This window comes from Streptomyces sp. NPDC001339 (assembly GCF_042895955.1).
GTDB lineage: Bacteria > Actinomycetota > Actinomycetes > Streptomycetales > Streptomycetaceae > Streptomyces.
Genome location: NZ_JBIAWT010000017.1, coordinates 49,471 through 71,446, shown reverse-complemented (window position 1 = coordinate 71,446; position 21,976 = coordinate 49,471). Strand labels below are relative to the sequence as shown.

At 69.9% G+C, this 21,976-nt stretch carries 19 protein-coding genes; 7 read left to right on the top strand and 12 right to left on the bottom strand.

The genetic code is table 11. The features are described from left to right. Positions 1-3: 3 nt before the first annotated feature. On the top strand, positions 4-915 hold the full coding sequence (locus ACFY12_RS33165; protein WP_390719694.1) for a heme ABC transporter ATP-binding protein: 912 nt from the start codon (positions 4-6) through the stop codon (positions 913-915). Between the two features lie 132 nt (positions 916-1,047). On the opposite strand, the gene ACFY12_RS33160 is transcribed toward ACFY12_RS33165, so the two are convergent. Together ACFY12_RS33160 and ACFY12_RS33155 are read right to left on the bottom strand one after the other, a co-directional pair. Then, positions 1,048-1,347 carry a DUF6506 family protein gene (locus tag ACFY12_RS33160; RefSeq protein WP_390719673.1) on the bottom strand — a complete coding sequence of 100 codons (300 nt, stop codon included), beginning with the start codon at positions 1,345-1,347 and terminating at the stop codon, positions 1,048-1,050. Positions 1,348-1,524: 177 nt separating this feature from the next. Further along, the gene (locus ACFY12_RS33155; protein WP_390719693.1) at positions 1,525-1,845 is read right to left on the bottom strand and encodes a hypothetical protein; all 321 of its coding nucleotides are present in this window, start codon (positions 1,843-1,845) and stop codon (positions 1,525-1,527) included. Between the two features lie 556 nt (positions 1,846-2,401). On the opposite strand from ACFY12_RS33155, the gene ACFY12_RS33150 reads away from it, so the two are divergent. Then, positions 2,402-3,061: a hypothetical protein gene (locus ACFY12_RS33150; protein ID WP_390719672.1), complete on the top strand. Its 660-nt coding sequence runs from the start codon at positions 2,402-2,404 to the stop codon at positions 3,059-3,061. Positions 3,062-3,118: 57 nt separating this feature from the next. On the opposite strand, the gene ACFY12_RS33145 is transcribed toward ACFY12_RS33150, so the two are convergent. From ACFY12_RS33145 to ACFY12_RS33130, 4 genes are all read right to left on the bottom strand, one after another. Beyond that, the gene (locus tag ACFY12_RS33145; protein ID WP_390719671.1) at positions 3,119-4,858 is read right to left on the bottom strand and encodes a PKD domain-containing protein; all 1,740 of its coding nucleotides are present in this window, start codon (positions 4,856-4,858) and stop codon (positions 3,119-3,121) included. Between the two features lie 364 nt (positions 4,859-5,222). Beyond that, the gene (locus ACFY12_RS33140; RefSeq protein WP_390719670.1) at positions 5,223-6,980 is read right to left on the bottom strand and encodes a mycolysin; all 1,758 of its coding nucleotides are present in this window, start codon (positions 6,978-6,980) and stop codon (positions 5,223-5,225) included. Between the two features lie 487 nt (positions 6,981-7,467). Next, positions 7,468-9,063, bottom strand: a complete 1,596-nt coding sequence (locus tag ACFY12_RS33135; protein ID WP_390719669.1) for a Na+/H+ antiporter — start codon at positions 9,061-9,063, stop codon at positions 7,468-7,470. Positions 9,064-9,174: 111 nt separating this feature from the next. Next, the gene (locus tag ACFY12_RS33130) at positions 9,175-9,465 is read right to left on the bottom strand and encodes a hypothetical protein (RefSeq protein WP_390719668.1); all 291 of its coding nucleotides are present in this window, start codon (positions 9,463-9,465) and stop codon (positions 9,175-9,177) included. Between the two features lie 633 nt (positions 9,466-10,098). Here ACFY12_RS33130 and ACFY12_RS33125 point away from each other — a divergent pair. The 4 genes from ACFY12_RS33125 to ACFY12_RS33110 all read left to right on the top strand — a co-directional run bounded on the left by ACFY12_RS33125 (position 10,099) and on the right by ACFY12_RS33110 (position 14,810). Next, entirely contained in the window at positions 10,099-10,815 is a 717-nt protein-coding gene (locus ACFY12_RS33125; RefSeq protein ID WP_390719667.1) for an SLATT domain-containing protein, read from the top strand. A gap of 199 nt (positions 10,816-11,014) precedes the next feature. Beyond that, positions 11,015-13,024, top strand: coding sequence for a protein kinase (locus tag ACFY12_RS33120; protein ID WP_390719666.1), 2,010 nt, complete (start codon positions 11,015-11,017; stop codon positions 13,022-13,024). After that, positions 13,021-13,953 (top strand): FHA domain-containing protein, encoded by a 933-nt coding sequence (locus ACFY12_RS33115; protein WP_390719665.1) that lies wholly within the window; start codon positions 13,021-13,023, stop codon positions 13,951-13,953. The genes ACFY12_RS33120 and ACFY12_RS33115 overlap by 4 nt, the downstream gene beginning before the upstream one ends. 59 nt (positions 13,954-14,012) lie before the next feature. Further along, positions 14,013-14,810 (top strand): right-handed parallel beta-helix repeat-containing protein, encoded by a 798-nt coding sequence (locus tag ACFY12_RS33110; RefSeq protein WP_390719664.1) that lies wholly within the window; start codon positions 14,013-14,015, stop codon positions 14,808-14,810. A gap of 158 nt (positions 14,811-14,968) precedes the next feature. Here the strand turns inward: ACFY12_RS33110 and ACFY12_RS33105 are convergent, their stop codons facing one another. Next, positions 14,969-15,616: a hypothetical protein gene (locus tag ACFY12_RS33105; protein WP_390719663.1), complete on the bottom strand. Its 648-nt coding sequence runs from the start codon at positions 15,614-15,616 to the stop codon at positions 14,969-14,971. Between the two features lie 278 nt (positions 15,617-15,894). On the opposite strand from ACFY12_RS33105, the gene ACFY12_RS33100 reads away from it, so the two are divergent. Continuing rightward, complete coding sequence (locus ACFY12_RS33100) at positions 15,895-16,557, top strand: phosphatase PAP2 family protein (protein ID WP_390719662.1); 663 nt, start codon at positions 15,895-15,897, stop codon at positions 16,555-16,557. Between the two features lie 7 nt (positions 16,558-16,564). On the opposite strand, the gene ACFY12_RS33095 is transcribed toward ACFY12_RS33100, so the two are convergent. From ACFY12_RS33095 to ACFY12_RS33075, 5 genes are read right to left on the bottom strand one after another with little or no spacing between them, the layout of a single operon-like run. Then, entirely contained in the window at positions 16,565-17,944 is a 1,380-nt protein-coding gene (locus ACFY12_RS33095; protein ID WP_390719661.1) for a glutamate-1-semialdehyde 2,1-aminomutase, read from the bottom strand. A gap of 7 nt (positions 17,945-17,951) precedes the next feature. Continuing rightward, entirely contained in the window at positions 17,952-18,503 is a 552-nt protein-coding gene (rfbC, locus tag ACFY12_RS33090; protein WP_390719660.1) for a dTDP-4-dehydrorhamnose 3,5-epimerase, read from the bottom strand. Further along, positions 18,500-19,744 carry a polysaccharide pyruvyl transferase family protein gene (locus tag ACFY12_RS33085; RefSeq protein ID WP_390719659.1) on the bottom strand — a complete coding sequence of 415 codons (1,245 nt, stop codon included), beginning with the start codon at positions 19,742-19,744 and terminating at the stop codon, positions 18,500-18,502. The genes rfbC and ACFY12_RS33085 overlap by 4 nt, the downstream gene beginning before the upstream one ends. Beyond that, complete coding sequence (locus tag ACFY12_RS33080; RefSeq protein WP_390719658.1) at positions 19,741-20,688, bottom strand: glycosyltransferase family 2 protein; 948 nt, start codon at positions 20,686-20,688, stop codon at positions 19,741-19,743. The genes ACFY12_RS33085 and ACFY12_RS33080 overlap by 4 nt, the downstream gene beginning before the upstream one ends. Then, on the bottom strand, positions 20,685-21,974 hold the full coding sequence (locus ACFY12_RS33075; protein ID WP_390719692.1) for a hypothetical protein: 1,290 nt from the start codon (positions 21,972-21,974) through the stop codon (positions 20,685-20,687). Before ACFY12_RS33075 ends, ACFY12_RS33080 begins: the two co-directional genes overlap by 4 nt. Between the last annotated feature and the right edge of the window lie 2 nt (positions 21,975-21,976).

Sequence of the window (21,976 nt, the reverse complement as noted above, 5' to 3'; positions counted from 1 at the left end):
GGCATGATCGGAAGACCGTTGCACAGACTGTTCCCGCCGTCCCCGCCGTTCCCCCTGCTCCCCCAGTTCCCGCGTCGGGGCAGGAGGCTGCCCGACCCGGTGGCGCCCGGTGCGGCGTACGCGGTGACGGAGGCGCTGGAGGTGCGGCTCGGTGGCCGTACGGTGCTGCGCGGGGTGGATCTGACCGCGCGGACGGGCGAGGTGCTGGCGCTGGTCGGGCCGAACGGCGCGGGCAAGTCGACGCTGCTGGCCGCGCTCGCCGCCGATCTGCCCGCCACCGCCGGCACGGTGCGAGTGGACGGGCTGCCGGCCGGCGACTGGTCGGCGGCGGAGCTGGCGCTGCGCCGTGCCATGCTTCCGCAGTCGGCGACGCTGTCCTTCCCGTTCGCGGTAGCGGAGGTGGTGCGGATGGGCCGGGCGCCGTGGGCCGGAACACCGGCCGCGGACGCGGACGACTCGGCAGTGACGGAAGCGATGGCGGCAACCGAAGTGGCCGGCTTCGCGGGACGGCCCTTCGCCACACTGTCCGGAGGCGAACGGGCCCGCGTCGCGCTGGCCCGGGTGCTGGCACAACGCGCCCCCCTACTGCTGCTCGACGAGCCCACCGCGGCACTGGACCTGCGCCATCAGGAGCTGGTGCTCGGGATCTGCCGGGCGCGCGCATCCGCCGGTGACGCGGTGGTGGTCGTCCTGCACGACCTGGGGCTGGCCGCAGCGTACGCGGACCGGGTGGCGGTGCTGCACGACGGGCTGATCGCCGCTCAGGGGCCGCCGGGCAGCGTGTTCACGGCGGAGCTGCTGTCGCGGGTGTACCGGCAGCCGGTCGAGGTGATCGGGCATCCCCGGACCGGAATCCCGCTGGTCCTGCCCCGTCGCGCCACCTGGCAGCCCCTCACTCACCTCAGTACCGAGTAGGCACCGCAGCGCCAAGGAGGGCACCACGGTACTCAACCGCCCTCTCACCGCGGCGTACGATCCCGATCCTGGGCCTGAGCCTGAGCCTGATGACGATCCCGATCCTGATCCTGATGACGATCCTGAGCCTGATCAGGAGAAGATCGCGTGCACTTGATCGACTGCTTCGGGCCCATAACCCACCGTACCCACGGGCACCGCACCCTCGATCGCCTCGATGATGCGCCCCGCCCAGACAGGCCCGAACCCCCCACACAGTTCGATCAGTTGCACCCCCTCGCCCACCAGGCGGCGCGCGGCCTCGATGCCCTCCTCGGGCCTCTCCACCCCCACGAGGACGGTGCGGCACTTGCCTGTGTCCACGACGCTGACATCGCCGCCTGTGGCACTACCGGCCGCTGTGTAGATGAATCCCCAGTGTGTGAGCGCCATGCGCGCAAACCTCCCGTGATCGTCGAGACCACCAGCCAAACAGAGCCGGGGCGACAACACCCGGCATCGGAGATAACACCCGTGTGATGCGCACCTCACCCCACTCCCGACGCCAGCACCAGCACCAGCACCAGCACCAGCCGGCAACCTCCGCCGCACCCTCCCGCAGCCACTGTCCTATACGGAGCCGGGGCCATCGAGGAATCGAAGCAGCACGGCGGCCTCCGCGCGGAGCCGCTCAGCTCGTTCAGCCTGCGCGGGTGCGGTCAACTGCGCTGCAACCTCCAGCCGCTCGGCGGCCTCGGCACGTACGACATCCACCACGCTGCGCTCGCTCAGTTCACACCGCACCGCTTCGGTGACGCCGACACCGACCGGCGACTGCTCGAGGGCCACGCCGCGAAGCTCGGCCTCGTCCACGGGCACCGCCTCAGCGTTGTCCAGCGCGGCAAGCGTTGCGCGCAGCGCACTCACCGCGGCCTTGTCACGGGCACGCATCGCTTCCGGCAGCGCTTGACGCAAACGAACACGCAAAGACATGCCGATGATCTTATGACCGTATTCATGGACCCACAACGCAATTTACGCTGTCGATGGCCCGCTCCCCTCCCCCTACGAAGTGCGGATCACTGGTGGGGATCACTATCAGTCCCCCGCGCACCCTCCGTCACGAGAGTGACGCTGTGTTTGCACGGGCGTAGCAAGGGAAACCCTCCTCGCGGATCGGCCCTGGCCCCGGGGCCAGGGCCAGCCCAACAACCACGCGCCGTGCGTACGGTGCGCAGTCTGTATACAGCGAGAGGGCCCAATGAAGCACATCCGCCGTTCGTTCACTGTCCTGGCAGCCGCCGTTCTGCTCTCCCTGGGGAGCCTCGCCCTTGCCGCACCGGCCCATTCCTCCTCCGACGCGGAAAGCCTCGAGAGCAACACCGCCATCATTCCTGCATTGGGGCCCGGTCTCCTCCTGTAATCGCCGAACGCGCGCGCCGGGCGATCACCGAGTCGATGCGGTGGGACCATCACCCTGTATCGAAGGCAAAACACCAGGGGCGTCATGAAAGACTTCGTGGATCTGCTCGATGTACTGACCACTCTGGCATGGCCGCTCGTCGTCGGCCTGGTGATCTGGCGACTCTTTCCCACCATCAGGAGGATCGCCGAATCCCGGGGATTCACCGTCAAAATCGGAACGGCGGAACTGACGGTTCAAGAGATCTCGGAAAAGGTTCTGAAGACCACTGCTGACATCCAGGGGAAGCTGGCGTCGATCAGTGCGTCCGTACCCACACCAATGGAGTCCAGGCATCCCGCACGCCTCCTGCGCAGAGTTCTCTGGGTGGACGACAATCCGTCGAACAATGCCTACGAGGTAGCGCAATTGCAGACCCTGGGTGTGGATGTGGTACAGGTCGCGTCGACCCATAAGGGCATCGAGGCCCTGTCGGGGGCGGCGCCGCCGTTCGACGCCGTTCTCTCCGGCATGGCACGGAATGAGGAAAGCGGCTTCCATCAGGATGCGGGCCTGGACCTTGCCAAGGAGATTCGCGCGCGTGGGGATGACGTACCCGTGTTCCTATATGCCCCCGACCAGGCACTGGCCAGAAGGAACGAGATCCTGGAAGCCGGCGGCAGTGATGTTGCCGGCTCGCCCACGGCACTGTTCACGCTCCTGCGCAAGGTGGGAGAGTTCCCCCGCGAATACGGAAGTGACTGAAGGATGCGCCGAGGGGCGGCCCGCGTGTGCGAGCCGCCCCTCGGCCGGTCCGGGTCTTCAGTCCGCGGTGATCGCCCGAGCTGCCTCGACCAGGATCTTCCCTCCGTCGGGACCCGTCATCACGAGCCGGGGCAGCCAGGGCCCCTCACGGTCGTAGGCATGGGTGACGGCAGCCTCACTGGTCTCCTGCTGCGTGCCGTCTCCGAAGTACCAGTGGTACCGGTACCCGACGGCGGGCGGCTTTCCGTTCACCGTCACCGCCATCTGCGCTTCCCTTCCGACGTGCGTGCGCTCCGGGACATTCAGTTGTGCCCGGGGGCCTTGCCGGGGGAGGCGGAACCAGTCGCGAATACTCGGGTTGAGGAGAAAGGCATCGGCGTACTGCCGGGCGCCCTCGATGTCGGGATGGCCGACGGCCGCGCTCAGACACTGCGCCGGAGTCTTGCTGAGTTCGGGGCAGGCCCGTGTACGCAGCGGGAACGCCGGGTCGGTCACCGGCGTGTTCCAGACCTTGGAGTCCCGGGTGAGAACGGCGTTGTCCACGGTGAACAGCCCATCGGCCGCGACCGCGTACGGACCATCCGTGGACGCCTTATTGGCGTCGGCCGCCGCCTGATGGTAGGCGGCATTGGCCAGTTGTGTGTACTGCTCATAGCGATCGCGGACGATGCCGAGGGCGCGCTTGCACGAGGTCAGCCACCCACCGGCCGCTCCCGGGATCGAACAGGTCTTCACCGGGATCGGAGAACTGCTGCGGCTCAGCGCATAGTAGAAGTCGGCCACGAGCACCTTGGGATGCCCCGGCAGGGAGTGGGCTTTCTCGATCGCCGCCTGCATTCCCCGTCCGCCATATCCGACCTTCGCCCCGCTGAAGTAGGGCACGTCCTTGGCCGGGTTCTCCGCTGCCGCGCCGATGCCGGAGCACTCACGCTTGACTGCCTCGGGCAGGTTCTCCGAGCCGGGAGTGATGCCGACGCCGATACCGAAGAACGGATCGAGGTCGTTGATGCACCCGTTGATCACGACGAGATCGAGACCGTAGCCGCCTGCCTTCGCCTGCGCTCCTGCCTTTTCCAATTGACAGAACACATCGGGCATCTGCTGGGTGACTTCGCCGAACTCCATCTCCCCGTCGCCGTCCGGGTCCTGCTTCTCCGTCGTGTGCAGACAGGCCGCGTCATCGTTGCCCGCGGGCAGTTCGGGCGCGTCGAGCACCGCGCCGGAGATCGAATAGTCCAGGTGCTGAAAGCCCCGGCCCGTCTCACGGCCGAGCAGCTGCCCTGTCAGGTAGGGGAATTTCTGATCATGGTCCAGACCCTGCCCCCAGACCACGGAGTCGCCGACAGAGGCCACGCGTACCGGGTCGCATCCCCGGCGTATCGTGTCCCGCCAGACCTTGCCATAGCGGCCGGGCGCGTGGTCGTCGGACGAGGCGGCGATGCGGGCGTCGATCTGCAGGGCGGTCTCGGCTGCGGGCACCCGCTCGAAGGGGATGCTGAACTCCGCCGTGCCGACAGTGGCAGCCATCTTGAGACGCCCGCCGGCCAGCTGCTCCTCACCGGCGCGTACGCGCCACTCCACGGTGGCTTCGTCCTTCGCCGCGGCGGGGTCGTAGACCTGCACCCTGCCGTGCACGGGTCCGCTGCACACCGGATTCGGCGTCAAGTCCACGTCGAGGACGAGGGGGAACGCCGATCCCGGCAGCACGCCGGCCTGCGCCTCGGTGGGGAGCCCGCCGAGGAGCAAGCCGAACAGTACGGAGAACGTGCCGACCGCCGCGAAGCGCCTTCTCGTCAACGAGCGACGGGCTGCCGTCGGCCCGCTGGGAACGGAGCCCGCACCGGCACCGGCCCGCCTCGGCACCACCCACCGCAACCACGCCAATCTCACGCCAACACCCCTGTCTTCGCTGTTGTTTCGTTCCGTACGGAACCAGCTGGATCCCGCATCGGTAGGGATGATGGCAGTCAGGAGACCGGCACGGAGCGCGAGCAGGGTCGCATACTGCGTGAAACTGATCACTTACCTGCGGTTACGGTCGGACACGCGCACGGGCCGGACCGAAAGTCGGCTCGGCCCGGCCCATGGGTCTGTCCAGCTGACAGCAGTCAGTACTGGCTCAGTTCAGTCCAGTCCAGTTCAGTTCAGCCCAGTTCACTATTCAGTACTGGATGGTGTGGTTGTAGAGGATGTTCCGGGCTGTCGAGCCGCTGTCCAGACCGTAATCGGGCCGGTCGGTGACGAAGTACTCGCGGAAGCTGGACTGCCAGGTCCGGGACATCATGGTGTTGCTCTTCATCCATCCGCCGTCGACCTTGGACCACAGGTCCACCAGCGCGGTGGCGACGCGTGCCTCGCAGGCATCGCCGGCGTCGATACCGTTCGTGGTGCGGTCATTGCCGAGGTTCATGGAATTGCCGTTGCCCCAGTAGTACGTGGTGTCGTTGAAGGTGTGGAACGCCACCGCGTTGGCGAAGCCCTCGGTCCAGCCGCAGCTGGTGGAGGAGGTGCGGTTGACGTAGTGGGGCGAGCAGTTGGTCACTTTCGGCCACCAGCCCTTGTAGAGCTTGCCCATGAGCGCGTGGCCCGCTTCGTGGACGGTGGTGTGCTCGGAGTCGGGGTCGTTGTCCGCAAGGTGAATCTTGTCTTCGCCGGTGCTCCAGTACGTGCCGTCGGTGGAGCCGGGGTACCACTGGACGGTGATCGGGGTGCAGTGGCCGTCCTGCTGGCTGCTTGTCCAGCAGTTGGTCGTGGAACCGCGGTTCCACCACAGCTTGTTGAGGGTGTCGAGGGTGTGCCAGGCGCGGCTCTGCCCCTCATTGGCGTACACGTTGCCCAGGTTCGTGCTGCCCGAGACGTTGTTGAGCGAGTACGTGGCGGTGGCGTAGAGGTGGCCGCTGCCGTCGACCACCGACCACATCCGGCCGGCCTGCGTCTGGAACTCCACCCATGCTTGGGGGGTGGTGGAGGCGCTCGGGGTATAGCAGAGGTTGAACTTGCCGTTGCCGTTGCCGGTCATGCCTGTGGCGAGCTTCTGCGTACCGCTGTTGGCGGTCGGCTTGCCCCACAGAGTGACGTTGGCATTGCTGACCGGCTCGTCCCGGCTGGCCTTGCCGTTCCAACTGCCGCCCTCGGCGGACTGGAACCGGTTGCGGAAGGTGCCGCTGACACAGACCTGGGCGTTGGCCGTGGCCGTGGCGGTGGCGCGCGGCGTGGCCGGGGCTGCGGCCGCGGCTGATCCGGCCGAGGCACGGGCAGAGACAGGGGCAGCAGCAGGGGCGGGGGCCTGGGGGGTGACCGGGCGTGCCTTGCGGGCGCCGGGCTCGGGGCTGTGGACCGGGGCCGCGTCGGCCTTGGTGACCGATACGCCCTTGTCGGAGGAGCCTTCGGAGACGCCGATGGTGAGTTCCACCGAGTCGTGCGCGGCGCGGCGCGGGTCGGGACGGTCGATGTCGCTGATGTCCGCCTGGATCTGAGCGGGTCCGGCGGCTACGGCCTTGACCTTGAGCTCGACGGTGTGGGTCCCAGGGGTGAGGGCGAGCGTCTGGCTGGTGCGCTGTCCGAAGGTGTCCGTCGTGGGCGCGGCGAGGCCGGATTCCGTGTCGGTTATCCGGAGTGCGGGCGGCAGTTGGACGGACAGCCCGGCGTGCTGGACATCGGCCTGCGCCTGGACGTCCACGGTGAGGGTGGCCTGCTCGCCGACGGCAGGCAGGTGGTCGAGAGAAGCGGTGACGCCGAGACAGCTGAGCGGCGCCTCGGAGTTCTTCTCCGCGGGTCGGATCGTGCAGGTGCCGCCGGCCGGGGTGGTCGGAGCAGTCGTGCCCGCGAACGCGGACGGCACGACGACGATCGCCAGACAGGCGCCTACGCCTGCCAGCGCGGTCAGAACGGCGGGTTTCGTGACCCGTATTCGGGACATGGGCGTACCTTTCTGCGGCGCGCACGACCCCGGTCTGGCACGACCGGGTCCGGAGCACGCGGGCAGAGTTGCGAGGGGGGTAGGGCACTGCGTCCCAGGGCACTGCGACGTTCGACCACCGGATCAACCATTGGCCAGAGCAGCACCCTGAGTGACAGTGGCCGAAACCATATACCTATGGCCTGCGCATGTCATCGCTCAATGCGGAAGATGTGGATCAGGTACGCCCAGAACCAGAACCGGACGCGGACTCGTAGGACGCTGCTGTGACGCGTGCGCAACCGACCGACGACGAGTGGAGGTTCACGGACCGAGCGCGCCTACGCGCTGCCGCGGATCACCCTCGCGCGCGCCACCCACCCAGGAGACCCCGCCCGCGAGACCCCGCGCGCGGTCTCGTCCCCCCGACAACCCCACAGCCGCTGCCCACCCCACCGGAGCCCCCGGACCGCTGACCGGGCGCCCGGCCCCGGACGCCCCGTCTTCGTCACGGCGCCGACCGGAGGCTCCACATGTCCAGTCGGCGCAGCACCCGGTCGACGACCTCCGGGGCGGCACCCGGCTCGCTGCGCGCGGCCAGCACCTCGTGCCGGGCGGCCGAGAGCATCTCGTTCTGGATCCGCTGGACCTTCTCCCACCGCGCGATGCGCTTCTCGAACAGCTCGCGCCGCTCGTCGTCGACGATGTCCGGTGCGATCCGGGCGCCGAGGTCGTAGCACCGGCGCGCCAGCTGGTCGCTGACCTCGTCGGGCACCTCCTCGACCGCGAGGATCTCCTTCAGCCGCCGCTTGGACGCCTTGATGACGCGGAGCGCCAGCTCCCGCTCCTGGGCGTCCACGGCATCGGTGTCGGCCCGCACCCCGAGCCCGCGCACCAGCCAGGGCAGGGTGAGGCCCTGGACGAGGAGGGTGGAGAGCACCACCGCGAAGGCGAGGAAGAGGATCTCGTCGCGGGCGGGGAACGGGCCGCCGCCGTCGACGGTGTACGGGATGGCCAGCGCCAGGGCCACCGAGGTCACTCCGCGCATCCCCGACCACCACATGACGACGGTCTCCCGCCAGCTCATCGGGATCTCCTCGTCGTAGTCGCGGCGCTTGTGCATCCGCTTGGCGAGCCAGGCGGCGGGCAGCAGCCACACCAGCCGGACGCCGACGACCACCGCGATCACCGCAGCGGTGGCGCCGAGCAACTCGTTCCAGCGCTGCGCAGCGGCGGCGAAGATGTTGTGCAGCGCCAGGCCGATCAGCCCGAAGGCGACGCCGGTGACGAGAGTGTCGACGACCTGCCAGAAGGCGTATCCGCTGAGCCGGCCCAGCACGGCGTCCGGATCGACCGCGTACTCGGCCAGGTAGAGCGCGCAGGCCAGCACGGCCAGCACCCCGGAGCCGTGGAACTCCTCGGCCAGGACGTACGCGACGAACGGCACCAGCAGCGTCAGCCCGATCTGGAGCGTCGGGTCACCGAGCCGTCCCATCAGCTCCTTTGCCACCCAGCCGAGCGCCAGGCCGACCGCCATGGCGACGACGGCGGAGAGCACCAGCGAGCCGAGTGCGCCGGGCACCGAGAAGGTGCCGCTGACCGCCGCGGCGAGCGCGACGTGGTAGAGCACGATCGCGGTGACGTCGTTGAACAGGCCCTCGCCCTCCAGGATGGAGACCATCCGGCGGGGCAGCCCGAGCTTGCCGGCCACAGCGGTGGCGGCGACCGGATCGGGCGGGGCGACCAGCGCGCCGAGCACCACCGCGGCGGCCACCGGCAACCCGGGCACCACAGCCTGGGCGACCGCGGCGACCGCGGCGGTGGTGGCGAAGACCAGCGCGACGGCGAGCAGGAAGATCGGCCGGAGGTTGGCCGTGAACTGCCGCCACGAGGTGCGGTGCGCGGCTGCGAAGAGCAGCGGCGGCAGCACCGCCGGCAGAATGAACCCCGGTGGTACCTGCACATTGGGGACGAACGGCAGCAGCGCCAGGACGACGCCGGCGACGGTCATCAGCACCGGGGGCGGGAGCCCCAGCCGGTCGCCGACCGGCACCATCACCACGGCTCCGAAGAGAAGGACTAACAGCAGAGCCAGCTGGTCCACGGCGGCTACGCTCCGGAATGGTCGGATTCGACTGCTTTCCGACCCAGCCTGCCATGGGTACCCGGGTGGCGGCGGCCGCCGTGCTGACTCCTGGCTGCCGGCCGCGCCCGGTCAGCGGACGTCGTGCACCGTGCGCCGGTATGTGGAGCGCCGGTCCTCGACGTCGGCCCAGCGGTCGCCGTAGGCGATCTGGGTGACGCCGGGCTCCCGCGCGATGTCGTGCGGGTAGCCCAGCGGCACCTGGCTGGTCGCGTCGAGCCTGGCCAGGGCATCCGCCTCCAGCTCGACGTCGAGGGCGGCGAGGTTATCGGCCAGCCGGCTCTTTCCTTGGTGGCGCCGATGACCAGTACGGCCAGGTCGAAGGCGCGGGCCTGCGGAAGCATGTCCCGCTCCGGGGCCCACTCCACCGACCGGACCAGTTTCTTGCGAGGGCTGCCCGCCGCGTTGAGATCGCCTTCACGGGGCGCGCAGGTGTACTTGCCGGCCAGTACGAAAGCGTGCGTGTTCAGCAGCCGCCCGTCCCGCCCGTCGCTGCGCCCCGCTGCGGTACCGGCTGCCCCCGCCCCCCACAGCCATGAGCATCAACTATCCTTTGCACCACGCACATTGTGGGGGAAGTCGCAGTTCAGCCGACAGAGCTGACGGCGTGATCACGAGTTGACGGGGAAGGTCTTGGAAGCCGCCTATCCGATCCTCGCCAGTGTCGGCGCGGGCTCATTGATCATGCTTGCCGGTGTCGCCGGTGGAGCATTCCTCGTCATTGCGGCCCAGCGAAGCTCTCGTCCCGTACAGCCCGAACGGGATGGCAGCACCCTGTCCGGTGACGCAGCGGCGGATACCTCAGCGAGTCGCAGTCAGGTCCCTGTGCCTCATCTGCCTCATCCGCCCTCAGCGGTCGGCCCTATACGGAGAGAAAGGTCAGCAGCGATGGCGGATGCCCCACAGGACACAAGGGACAGGGTGAATGCCCTCATTGGGCACAAGAAAGGTATAGCCGAACTCCGGGTCGCCTTGCGGATCAGGACCATCCAGACAGTGACCCGCTGGCTGTCCGGTGCCCTTGCCATCGTCCTGCTCTTCGCCTTCGTCGTCGCGAATGTGGCCGTCGGATGGTCCGCCATCGCCCTCGCCAACAAGATCGCCATCCCCGTATTCGCCCTCAGCGCCGGGACCTTCTTGGCGGTCCGTTCCATGGAACAGGCCTCAAAGGGCCACTTCAAAATGACGGCACGCGAGCTGAAGATCGAACTCGAGGCGGCGGAAGAACTGCGCCTCTTGGATGCCGCGCGCCTCGGACTTCCCGTCCCGGACCGCCAATATTCGTACAAGGACTCCATCCCGGCGGAGCTTGAAAGTCTGCGCAAAGACGGAAAGAAGTACAGAAGGAAGCACAACGTCGCCCAGTCCGTCATCATCGTCGGGTCGCTGGGCGGAACCGCCGTCTCCGCCCTTGCCGACACGCCGGCTCCCCTCAAGTACTGGGCCATGGGCATCACATTCGCCGTAGGCGCAGCAGCGGGCTTCACCGGTTACTACAAGTGGCGCGAGCGGGCGTTCTACCTCCAGCAGACAGCGGACGATATCGAACGCCACGCTACGGCTTTCGACTTGGGCATTTACCCCTACGACGACCCTGATGAGCCCACCAGGCTGGCCAAGCTCGCCAAGGAGATCGAACTCCTCAGGGTCGAGCAGCGCAAGCGCGAACAGCAGCTTGACCAGCCGCACGAGGGGAGCGCGGAAGTCGTCTAGGGCATCATCCACCTAGGCGGCATTCTCGGCGGCATTCACATCAGCCGTTGTGCTGTACCGGGAGGTAATCGCCGTGTCCTGAGCGGATCCTGTGCCTGTCTGCCAGAAGCAGCTGTTGTGCAGATCTTCACTGAGTACACTCCGAGCCCTTACAGGACCACGTGTGTCGCGTGGCGGGGCGAGGAGTGTGGCGGTACTCGTGACGTCGAAGGCCGGAGACCGGATCGCGCGCCGGTATCTGTTACAGGACGTTCTCGGCAGCGGCGGGATGGGCGTCGTATGGCGGGCGCTGGACGAGCGGCTCCGGAGGCAGGTCGCGATCAAGTGCGCGCGTGCGGACGACGCCCGCGGCGCCCAGCGGCTGGTCAGAGAGGCCCAGTATGCGGCGCGGGTACACCACCCCAACATCGTGGGCGTATTCGACATCCTCGACGAGGGCGACACCTGCTGGATCGTCATGGAGTATGTGCCCTCGCGCAGTCTCGCGCAGCTCATGGCGGAGCGGGGCCCCCTTCCGCCCGAGGAAGCCGGGTCGATCGTCGGCCAGATCGCCGACGCGCTGGCGACGTCCCACGAGGACGGCGTGGTCCATGGTGACGTGACCCCGGAGAACATCCTCGTCACCGACAAGGGCATCGCCCGGCTGACCGACTTCGGAATCGCCCGGGCACTGTGGAGCGAGGTCACCCAGGACTCCCTGCACACCACGACGGGCGCGGTGCGCGGCAAGCCGCGCTATCTGGCTCCTGAGGCCGCCAAGGGGCAGGCGCCGGACAAGAAGGCGGATGTGTTCTCGCTGGGCGCGAGCCTGTACGCGGCGGTCGAGGGCCACTCCCCGTACGGTGAGTTCGAGCACGTCATGGGGTATCTGGCCCGAGCCCTGGAGGGGCAGGTGGAGCCGCCGCAGCAGGCCGGCCCGCTCACCGAAACGCTCACCGCTCTGCTGGACGTGGATCCCCGGCGCCGCCCGGACGCGGCCGAGGCACGGAAGCTCCTGATGCGGGTGACACCGCCCCCTCCGCACATTCAGGAGTACATCCGGGAGCACCTCCGGACGCCGGAACAGCCTCAGTCCCGTCACCGGCCCGCGCAGGGGCAGCCGGGAGACCGCCGGACGCTGGGCCTCACACGCCGGACGATGCGTCTCACACCTCCCACCATCCGGCTGCGACGGCAGCGGCAGCAGTGGCCCAGCCGCCGAACCCTCGCGGCGACGGCGGCAGTGACTGTGGTGGGGGCGCTGGTGGTCGGCCTCGCCGTCCTCGCCCCGTGGGGCTCCGATGACCGCGGCGGCTCCCAGGCCAAGGCCCCGGGGGCGGAGGGCAGCGGCACATCGGCCGCGGAGCGGGACGGAGCCATGGGCGACGCCCAGCGGGCCGACCCCTGCAAGCTGCTCGACGCCGCGTCGCTGAGCCGCTTCGGCCAGACCCAACTCGACCCGTCCTACGGGGCGTTGAACAGATGTGACGCGCTGGTGCAGCACAGCGGCGAGGACGTCTCCGACGTGCAGGTCGTCCTCGACAACGGCGCCGAGGACGTCGATGGCAGCGACCGTGTCCGCAGGGTCGGCAACGTCAGGATCGCGACCATGGACCGTACCGGGGACCAGTGCCGGCGGTTCATCGCGACCCCCGACCACCACGAGATCGTGGTCATCGGCAAGCGGCTGGAGGCCCGGTCCGCCGACCCGTGCGACCTGGCCGACGCCGCCGCTGATCACGTCGTGGGAGTGCTGGACAAGGGCCCGGTGCCCCGGCGGTCGGCGCCACCGGCCGCGGCTTCCCTGGCCCGTCTCGACGCCTGCGCGCTGCTCGGCACGGGCGCGTTCCAACAGGTCCCCGGCCTCGAGCAGCGTCCGTCGGACCGCGGGTTCGGCAACTGGCAATGCGAATGGTCGAGCCCGGACCGCGATGCCGCCTTCGTGCAACTGCAGTTCACCCAGGACAACGACCTCGACGACAACGGAAAGCCGGCATCCGTCGCCGGAACGGCAAGCCACGTGAACCCGAAGGAGGAAGGTGACGACAGCTGCGTGGTGTACACACCGCACCGTGCCTTCACCAACTCCGTCGGCGACCGCTCCATCGAGCTGTTCCGGCTGACTGTACGCGAGCGGCAGCAGTCGACCACGAAGGTGTGCGACGCCGCCACGACGCTCGCGGCGGCCGCGGTGAAGAGCATCGCGGCACACCTCCCGGCGGAAAAGTGACCGCCTACGACCGGCCGCTGCCGGACGCCCATGGCCGGCCCGCTCTCCACGGCCGTACTCCGCCCTCCCCCAAACTCTCCCCTACGTTCGAGCAGGGTGGAGGTGCCCCGAGCGGTGGCTCGCGGAGTACCCCCGTCCACGGCATCCCCGTCCACGGCATCCCCGTCCACGGCACCCCTGTCCACGGCAGCCTCGCCCGCGGCGCCCGCTCCCCCGTACCCGGCACGCTCTTCGCGCTCGCGCTGACCGGCGGCGTCACCCTGGGCCCCGGCCAGGGACGCGAGGTACTGTTCGGCCGCAACCGGCCCGAGGTGCACGTCTGCGTGGGCGAGGACGACCCGCAGGTCAGTCGTCTTCAGGGCACGCTCGCCCACCACGACGGCCGCTGGTGGGTGAGCGCCAACGGGCGGCTGCCCATCCGGTGCGCCGGATCCCGGCTGCTGTTCAGCGGCGAGGAGCCGCTGCCGCTCGACACCGGTTACACCCCACTGTTCGCCGCCGGCTCACGCGGCCGCGAGCACCTGCTGGAGGTCTACGTCACCGGCACCGAGAGCGCGCGCCCCACACCCCGGCACGACGATGTCACCCGCCCGCCCCGCGTGTGGATCCTCACCGAGCAGGAGCGGCTCGCACTCGTCGTCCTCGGCCGCCGCTATCTGCTGCACGAACCTCGCCCACAGCCGCTGACCTGGCGTCAAACTGCCTCTGAGCTCGGCGGGTTGCAGCCACGAGCTGGCTGGACCGACAAACGCGTCGAGCACCTGGTCAACGGCGTACGGGTACGGCTGTCCCGCGACGGTGTGCCCTGGCTGACCCGGGAGGAGGTCGGCGAGCCGGTCGGAAACACGCTCAACGACCACCTGATCCGAGTGCTGATGGCCTCGACGACACTTGTCCCGATGGATCTGTCCCTGATCGACATGGCCTGAAGCACCACGGGCCGCACGCCCGGGACCCCTCCCGAAGGAGGCCCGTAACCTCACCCGTCATGACGACCACGCCCCGCCGACGCATTCTCACCCTGGCCTCCCTCGTCCTGGTCACGGCGTACGCCACCACGACGGCACCCCCCTCGGCCTCCGCGGCCGCGTCCACCCGACTGGTCATCACCAAGGGCGGGACGGCCGACCGTCCCGCCGTCTATCGCGGCCACGGCGACGCGGTCGACGGCATCACCGTCGAGGCCGATCACGTCGTCGTCGAGGGCTACACGGTCGACACGCCCAAGGCACCTGGTGTGGAGATCACCGGCGACGACATCACCATACGGAACAACACCGTCACCCGCCCCCACGGCGGCGACGGCGATGGCCTGCGCTTCTTCGGCACCGACCTCAAGATCCTGCACAACACCATCCGCGGCGCCTCCAACAGCTACGGTCACGCCGACTGCATGCAGACCTTCGCCAGCGACACCCCTCCCAGCCGAGGCGTCCTGATCGAGGGCAACCGGTGTGAGGACATCGACAACATGTGCCTCATGGCGGAGGGCCCAAATGACGGCGAGGGCGACGGCCACGGCCACACATCCGGCTTCACCGTCCGCAACAACTACTGCGAGACGCTGAAAGCGTCGCAGACCCTGATGTTCGAGGATGTCCAGAACACCACCATCACGGACAACATCTTCGCCGCCGCCCCCGATCACGCCATCGGCCTCGCCATCCACTCCACCGACGCCCACATCAGCGGCAACAAGGTCAGCCCCCACATCCGCTACGAGGTCGGCATCGACACCTCCTCCCTGCCGGGCTACGTGGGCCCGGAACCGGGCGGTGCGCCCTGATGCTCAAAGGACAGCGAGGGTCGGGTCCTTGGGGAAGAAACGGCCTGCATACACCCGGTGGACGGACTCCGCGAGACGTTGTCGGTGAGCCGACGGGCAGGCCCCTTACCTGCCGTAAGCCCACCGACAGACGGTACCGTCATCGGCGGACGGAAGCCTCAGCCGTCCAGCAGGTTGGTGATCAGCTTCCGTAGCCGTCCCTCGTGGACGGTCGCCACGCCGTGGACGAGCTGGGCGCCGTAGACGACGGCGGTGCCGGCGGGCGGGGCGCTGGTCCAGCGGGTGCGCGGGATGCGGCTCAGCGCGGCGGTGGCCTCGGGCCCGGCGTGGTGCGAAATCTCGCGGGCGAAACGGGTGCCGGGGAAGAAGCTGCTGCCCGGCTCTGCGGTGCGCTCGGTCCACAGTGCGTCGGAGGATGCGGTCTCGACGTAGAACTCTCCGCCACGCTCGGCCTCCTGCAAGTGGAAGGCCACTCGCGCGACCCGCTGCGGCCGCGCGTCGGGCTCGCCCACGCCGTGGAGGTGCGGGTCGATGCGGTCGCCGGGGCCGAGGTCGTGGTAATCCCAGGGTGTGGCTCCGGCCACGGACGGAAAGACGCGGCGTATGGCGGGCAGCGCACGTTCGATACCGGCCGCCAGGATCTCCTGGATCTCGTCGGGCGCGACCATACCGTCGCTGGGCCGGACGGGTGCCCATCCACTGGCGATGAGGTGCTCGTCCAGGAGCTTGGTGAGCCGGTCGGTTTCGTCGGGGGTGAGGAAGCCCTCGACGGTGTGCACGGCCAGGGTCTCAGTCATGTGGATCACGAACTGACTCCTCTCGCGGGGACTCGCGGAGATCGGCGCACCGCATTCCAGCGCAGGACGGTACGGGCTGCCTACCGCTGCGGCGAGCACCGCGGAGGCAAAGGGCGCGCACGAGGGCGTGTTCGAGGGCGCACGGCTTGGGGCCCAGGACGACCGGCTCGCCATCGGCGAACCTGCTTTGACTTCTCGATTACGCCAAGCTGATAAATCTGGCTTCGGGGACGCTACGAGACAGGGGGCTCACATTGGATTGCCTGGCAGGAGCAAGCTGTGGACGGGTGACCGGCCGGTCGACGCACGCGGTGCTGCCACCGTCGCTGCGCGCGTGGCTCGGGCCGATCGCAGTCCTCGCCGCACTGGTGGTCGTCGTGCTCGGGGTGCTGTACGCCGGCCACAGCGAGCCGGGCGGGGTGGACAGGTGGATCATCCAGCCGGCGGCGGACAGTGTGCGGACGCCGTGGCGGCGCGTCGCTCTGGTCATGGATTTCCTGGGGGAGCCCGCCGGAGCGGCGGCGCTGGTCGTAGCCGTCGTGACGGGCTGCCTGTTGCTTCGGCGTCCCCGCGCAGCGGTGCTCGTCATTGCCGGCGCCGGCATCACCGTGGGGACGACGACGCTGATCAAGTCCCTGGTGGGACGCACCATCCACGGGGACGGCAACCTGTCCTATCCGAGCGGGCACACCGCCTTCCTCACCGCGCTCGCCCTCGTGGTGGCGCTGCTCGCGACCGGCCGGCTCGGCCTTGGCAGGACGGCCGGCACGTCACTCGTGCTCACCGCGGCGCTGGTCGCCGGCGCGCCGATGGGATGGGCCCAGGTCGCCCTGGGCGCGCACTACCCGACCGACGTCCTCGGCGGCTGGTGCACCGCGCTGGCGGTGGTTCCGGCGACCGCATGGCTGGTCGACCGGACGGCTGACCCCGGCCAGCGGACGGGTCACTGAGGTCACGTCACGCCAAGCGGCGGAATACGGGCTTCACCGGTCGCCCGCCCAGCCAGGGGGCAGGATCGGCGGCGTCCAGCGCCTTGCGGTACACCGCACAGGCCTGGGCCACCACGTCAACGGTGCGGTCGATGTCGGCGTCGTCGAGTGCGCTGCTCACCACGAACGACGGGGCCAGCACTCCGCCCGCGAGGAGCCGGCGCAGGAACAAGGTGCGGTACTGCTGCGACGGTTGCCGGTTCTCGTCGAGGGTGGCGAAGACCAGGTTGCTGGACCGGCCCCGGACGACGAGGTGGTCGCCGACGCCCATCGCGGCCGCGGCGTCGCGGACACCGGCGGCCAACCGATCGCCGAGGGTGTGAAGTTGCGCCGTGACGCCCTCTTCGACGTAGGTGGTTTGCACGGCCATCGCGGCGGCGAGCGAGTGTGTTTCCGCGCCGTGCGTGGTGGACAGCAGGAACACCCGGTCGTCGGAATGACGCAGCCCGCCGCGCTCCATCAGCTCACGGCGCCCGGCCAGCGCGGAGACGGCGAACCCGTTGCCGAGTGCCTTGCCGAACGTGGAGAGGTCGGGGACGACGCCGTACAGCCCCTGGGCGCCCGCCTCGGACCAGCGGAAGCCGGTGATCATCTCGTCGAAGATGAGGACGCAGCCGTGCCGGTCGGCCAGTTCGCGGAGGCCCTCGAGGTATCCGGCCGGCGGCCCGGTGTGGGTGGCGGGTTCGAGGATCAGGCAGGCGACCTCGTCCTGGTACCGGGTGAGCAGCTCCTCCGTGGCGGCCAGGTCCCCGTAGGGGAATGTCAGGGTGAGCTCGTTGGTCGTCTCCGGAATACCGGCGGACATCGGCGTGGTGCCGATGAACCAGTCGTCGACGGAGAAGAACGGATGGTCGGCGCAGAGGGCCACCCGCGGGCGCCCGGTGACGGCGCGGGCGAGGCGCACCGCGGCGGTGGTGACATCGGAGCCGTTCTTCGCGAACTTCACCATCTCGGCGGTCGGCACCGTGGCCAGGAAACGTTCCGCGGCCTCGACCTCCACGATCGACGGCCGGACGAAGTTGCCGCCCCGGTCGAGTTCCCGCCGCACCGCCTCGATCACGCGCGGGTGGGCGTGGCCGAGGCTGACCGACCGCAGGCCGGAGCCGTACTCGATGTAGCGGTTGCCGTCGATGTCCCACACATGGGCACCGCGGCCGTGGCTGATGACCGGGGCCAGGTTCTCGGGGTACTGGTCGTCGCCCTTGGCGTAGGTGTGCGCGCCTCCGGGGATCATGGCGTGCAGCCGCTCGTTCGCCGTCCGCGACCGGGGCAGGAGGAACTCTTCGGTCTCTTGGGTCTCTTCGGTCTCTTCGGTCTCTTCGGTCTCTTCGGTGTCTTCGGTGTCCACGCCGGCTTCAGCTCTCCTTCTGCTTCAGGGCCTCGGCGAGGCTCGGCGCCTCCCGGTCCCGCTGGGATATCGACGTGACCGGCAGCGGCCACGGAATGGCGAGCTCCGGGTCGTCGAAGGCGATCGTCACGTCCTCAGCCGGATCGTGCGGGCGGTCGATCCGGTACGAGGTGTCGGCGGTTTCCGTCAGCGCCTGGAAGCCGTGCGCGCAGCCCGCCGGGATGTACAGGGTCGCTTGCGTCTCGTCGGACAGTTCGAAGAAGGCCCGGTTACGGTACGTGGGCGAGTCCGGCCGCAGGTCCACGACGACATCGAAGATCCTCCCGTACGAGCACCGCACCAGCTTGGCCTCGCCGGCGCCGGAGCGCAGGTGCAGGCCGCGCAGCACGCCCCGGCCCGAACGGGACAGGCTGTCCTGGATGAAGGCGTCCGGGTCGAGGCCCACCGAGCGGACCACGTCGGCGTCGAAGGTGCGGCAGAAGAAGCCGCGTTCATCGGCGTACGGTGTCGGCTCGAAGAGGAACGCGCCGGCGATCTCCGGGACTTCGGTCGCTTTCATGGAGCCTTCCGCGGGGTGTGGGTGTGGTCGGCCGCCGGGAACACGGCCGCGGTCAAGGCCGTGAACTGCTGCTCCAGGTGCTGGGCGGCGGCCTGATTTCGCTCGGTGAGGGTCTGCCGCAGCTCCGGCGAGTGCTTCTCCAGGGCCCGGAACTGCTCCAGCAGCCGGTCGGGGTCGACCTCGCGCGCCGGGTGGCAGTACGCGCCGAAGCCCATCCGGTCCATGAGCGCGTCGCTCTTGGCCGCATAGCTGAGGGCGAGCACCGGAGTGCCGGTCTTCAGCGCGCAGATCAGGTTGTGGTAGCGGACCGCCACCACGGTGTCGGCTGCCGCCATTTCCCTCATCAGGTCGGCCAGTGAGGCCGGCTCGGCGGCGGTGACCAGCGGCGAGTCCACCGCGTCGAGGATCGCGACGACCACCGACGCATCGCACTCGTCGCCGGTGAGCAGCCGGACCGGCCTGCCCTCCTCGACCAGCGTGCGGACGAACCGGATCGTCCCGTCGAGGTAGCGCCGGTATATCTCGTCGGCCCGGGCGCGGTCGTCGTTCCCGCCGTGGAAGGCCATGACGCCTACGCAGACCGGGCCGGGCGGGCCCGAGGGCGCGCTCGCCCGAGGACGCGGCGCCGGCAGGGCGAAGGCGAGGTCCGGGTAGACCTCGTCACGCGCGGTGTCCACGCCCATCGCCCGCATCGCGGCGCGGGACTGGGCGTCCCGGTACGAGCGGTACGCGGCCAGCCGCGCCGACCAGCGCACCAGTGCCCGGGTCGGCCGGTCGCCGATCGCGGCGGCACCGACGCTGACCAGCGCGACCCGGGTGCCGAACAGGCGGCCGGACGCACAGAGCAGGAACAGCGCGTACGGGAAGCCCCATGGCCGTAGCGGCAGCGTGGCTTCCAGGACGCCCATGCCCGGCACGATCACGACATCGTGCCGGCGCACCCAGGCAGCGGTGCGGACGGCGTCAACGAGTTTGCCCAGAGCCTTCGCCGCGATCGCGCCCGCACGTGACGCGGTCCGGTACTCCCCGCGGTACCAGTGCAGCCGCGTGGCGGGGATCCCGAACCGGGTCGTCACGGCCTTGGGCCCGCCGCACAGCGCGTCCACGACCGCGTCCGGGTGCTCGGCGCGGAGATACCCCAGGACGGCTTCGAGGGACCCGTCGTTGCCGAGGTTTCCGGAGCCGAGCAGGCCGAACACCCCCACACGTGTCCCGGTCTTCATGCCCGTCGCCGTCTTCATGCCCGTCGCCCCTCACGGCCTGCGACGAGGGCGTCGACGGAGACGGTGAGCCCCGCCGGGTCGGCCGGGGCGCGGTCCTCGACCCGCTCACCGGCGCCCGGCCGGATTCGGCTGGTCATCCAGGAGGCCAGGTGGCCGTAGCACGCGCACCGGTCGGCCGCGGACAGCGGCGCCCGCCGGATCGCCGAGACGAAGCCCGCCACGTACTCGGCGAGCAGCCGGGGCGTCGGGTGCAGCGGGCCCGCCCGGCGCGGGTCCAGGTTGACGCACCGGGCGCGCTTGGAAGGGTTCGCCCGCTCGGCGCGGGTGGGGTGGTCGCGGCGGAAGTACAGGAGTTCCGGCACCTGGTGGAAGCGTCCGTGCAGGGCGATCTCGGCGACGAACGTGCGGTCCGCGTGGTGGTAGCTGTCCATCGGCTTCACCCGGCGCAGCGCGGCGGCCCGGATCACCCCGTAGAAGTCGTCGCCGCCGGGCTCGAACAGCAGACTGCGGAAGCGCTCCGGCGGGTGCGGTGAGTCGGTGGCGAGCGTGTACTCGTAGGGGACCTTCACCTGGCCGTCGCCGTCGATGACCGCCTGGTCGGCGTGCGCGAGGATCACGTCCGGCCGCTCGTCCAGTGCCTGGACGCAGCGCTGCAGCAGGTCGCGGGCGTAGAGGTCGTCGTGCGAGGCCCACTTGAACAGCTCGCCGCGGCACTGGGTGAACACGTAGTTGTGGTTCGGCGTGGCGCCGACGTTCCGGAGCAGCCGGATGTACCGGATGCGCGCGTCCTGCGCGGCGTACTTGCGGCAGATGTCCTCGGTCCCGTCGGTCGAGGCGTTGTCGGAGATGACCAGCTCGAAGTCCTCGTAGGTCTGGCCGAGGAGAGCGTCGAGCGACTCGGCGAGGTACTTCTCACCGTTGTAGACGGGCAGGCCGATGCTCAGCCTGGGTTGGACTGTCATGAAGTCCTCACTTCGGGAACGGAGTTGGGGTGGTGCTCGCGCAGGGCGGACCGCAGGTTCAGCCACCACACGGCCGAGCCGCTGACGGTCGCGGCGGCGACGCCCCACGCCGAGCCGACGGTGCCGGCGACGGCCGCCCCGCCGAGCCCGCCGCCGACGTAACAGGCCGAGGCGAACAGCTGGCAGCGCAGGCTGCGTCGGGCCGCGGCGAGTGCGCGCAGCCCGGCCGCCGCGCCGGTGCCGAGGCCGGCGCCCGCGACGCCGAGCGTGACCGGCACGATGAGCTGCGAGGCGGAGTGCCAGACGCCGCCGAGCACCAGCTCGCCGAGCCGGTCGGGTATCAGGAGCAGCGCCGCGCCCCAGAGCAGCGCGGCGGCGACCTGCCCGCCACCCAGCAGGAGGCAGAACCTGCCCAGCCGGTGCGGGGCCTGCCGCAGCACCCGTGCCGCCTCCGGGACGGTGACCAGCGACAGCCCCATCAGCACCGCGAGGAACGGGCCGAGCAGGAGCTCGGCGCCCCGCACCGCACCCACCGCGCCGACCCCGACGATCGCGCCGAGCCCGTACGCCCGGAGCTGGCTCGCGCCGCTGAGGGCGACGTTCTCGACCAGGTACCGGTAGCCGAGGTCGCGCTGTTCGCGAAGCCACCCGCGCGCCTGGGGCATCCGGGGCCGGATGCCGGACTGGAGGCAGCCGTACCCGGCGGCCACCGCGGCGGACGCGCCCCAGGCGAGCACGAAAGCGGCCACGCTGCCCACGCGGGCCGCCACCACCATGGCCGGGACGAGCGCGACGCCCCACACGAGGTCGTTGACGAACGCCTTTCGCCCGGTACCGGCGGCGAAGAACGCGTACCGCCAGGCGTCCTGGAGCAGCAGCGCCGGCAGGACGACGCCGAGGCAGGCGAACGCGGGCCCCACGCGGTCGCCGAGAGCCGGCCCGACCACCAGGCACGCCGCGCCGAGGGCGGCACCTAGGCCGAGCGCGGTCCCCGACGACCGGGCCACCGCAGCGCGCCAGGACGCGGCCGGCACGCCGCTGAAGCGCACCACGAGCGGGTCGGTGGCCAGCCCGCGGGAGACGTTGAGCACCACGCCATAGGTCACCCAGGCCAGGCTGAACACACCGAACGCGGCCACCCCCAACGAGCGGGCCACGTAGATCCCCACCACGAAATTGGACAAGCTGGAGGCCGCCTGGTCGGCCAGTCCCCAGGACAGCCGGCCGACGAGGGCCCTCCTGGCGGTAGCCGCCCTCGGCCTCGTCTTCTCCCCCTCGATGGTCATCG

Bases quoted from the DNA above. Each gene is read 5' to 3' on its own strand.
- ACFY12_RS33165 (WP_390719694.1), top strand. From the start codon at position 4: ATGATCGGAAGACCGTTGCACAGACTGTTCCCGCCGTCCCCGCCGTTC.
- ACFY12_RS33160 (WP_390719673.1), bottom strand. From the start codon at position 1,347: ATGGCGCTCACACACTGGGGATTCATCTACACAGCGGCCGGTAGTGCC.
- ACFY12_RS33155 (WP_390719693.1), bottom strand. From the start codon at position 1,845: ATGCGTGCCCGTGACAAGGCCGCGGTGAGTGCGCTGCGCGCAACGCTT.
- ACFY12_RS33150 (WP_390719672.1), top strand. From the start codon at position 2,402: ATGAAAGACTTCGTGGATCTGCTCGATGTACTGACCACTCTGGCATGG.
- ACFY12_RS33140 (WP_390719670.1), bottom strand. From the start codon at position 6,980: ATGTCCCGAATACGGGTCACGAAACCCGCCGTTCTGACCGCGCTGGCA.
- ACFY12_RS33110 (WP_390719664.1), top strand. From the start codon at position 14,013: ATGACGACCACGCCCCGCCGACGCATTCTCACCCTGGCCTCCCTCGTC.
- rfbC (WP_390719660.1), bottom strand. From the start codon at position 18,503: ATGAAAGCGACCGAAGTCCCGGAGATCGCCGGCGCGTTCCTCTTCGAG.
- ACFY12_RS33085 (WP_390719659.1), bottom strand. From the start codon at position 19,744: ATGAAGACGGCGACGGGCATGAAGACCGGGACACGTGTGGGGGTGTTC.
- ACFY12_RS33080 (WP_390719658.1), bottom strand. From the start codon at position 20,688: ATGACAGTCCAACCCAGGCTGAGCATCGGCCTGCCCGTCTACAACGGT.
- ACFY12_RS33075 (WP_390719692.1), bottom strand. From the start codon at position 21,974: ATGACCATCGAGGGGGAGAAGACGAGGCCGAGGGCGGCTACCGCCAGG.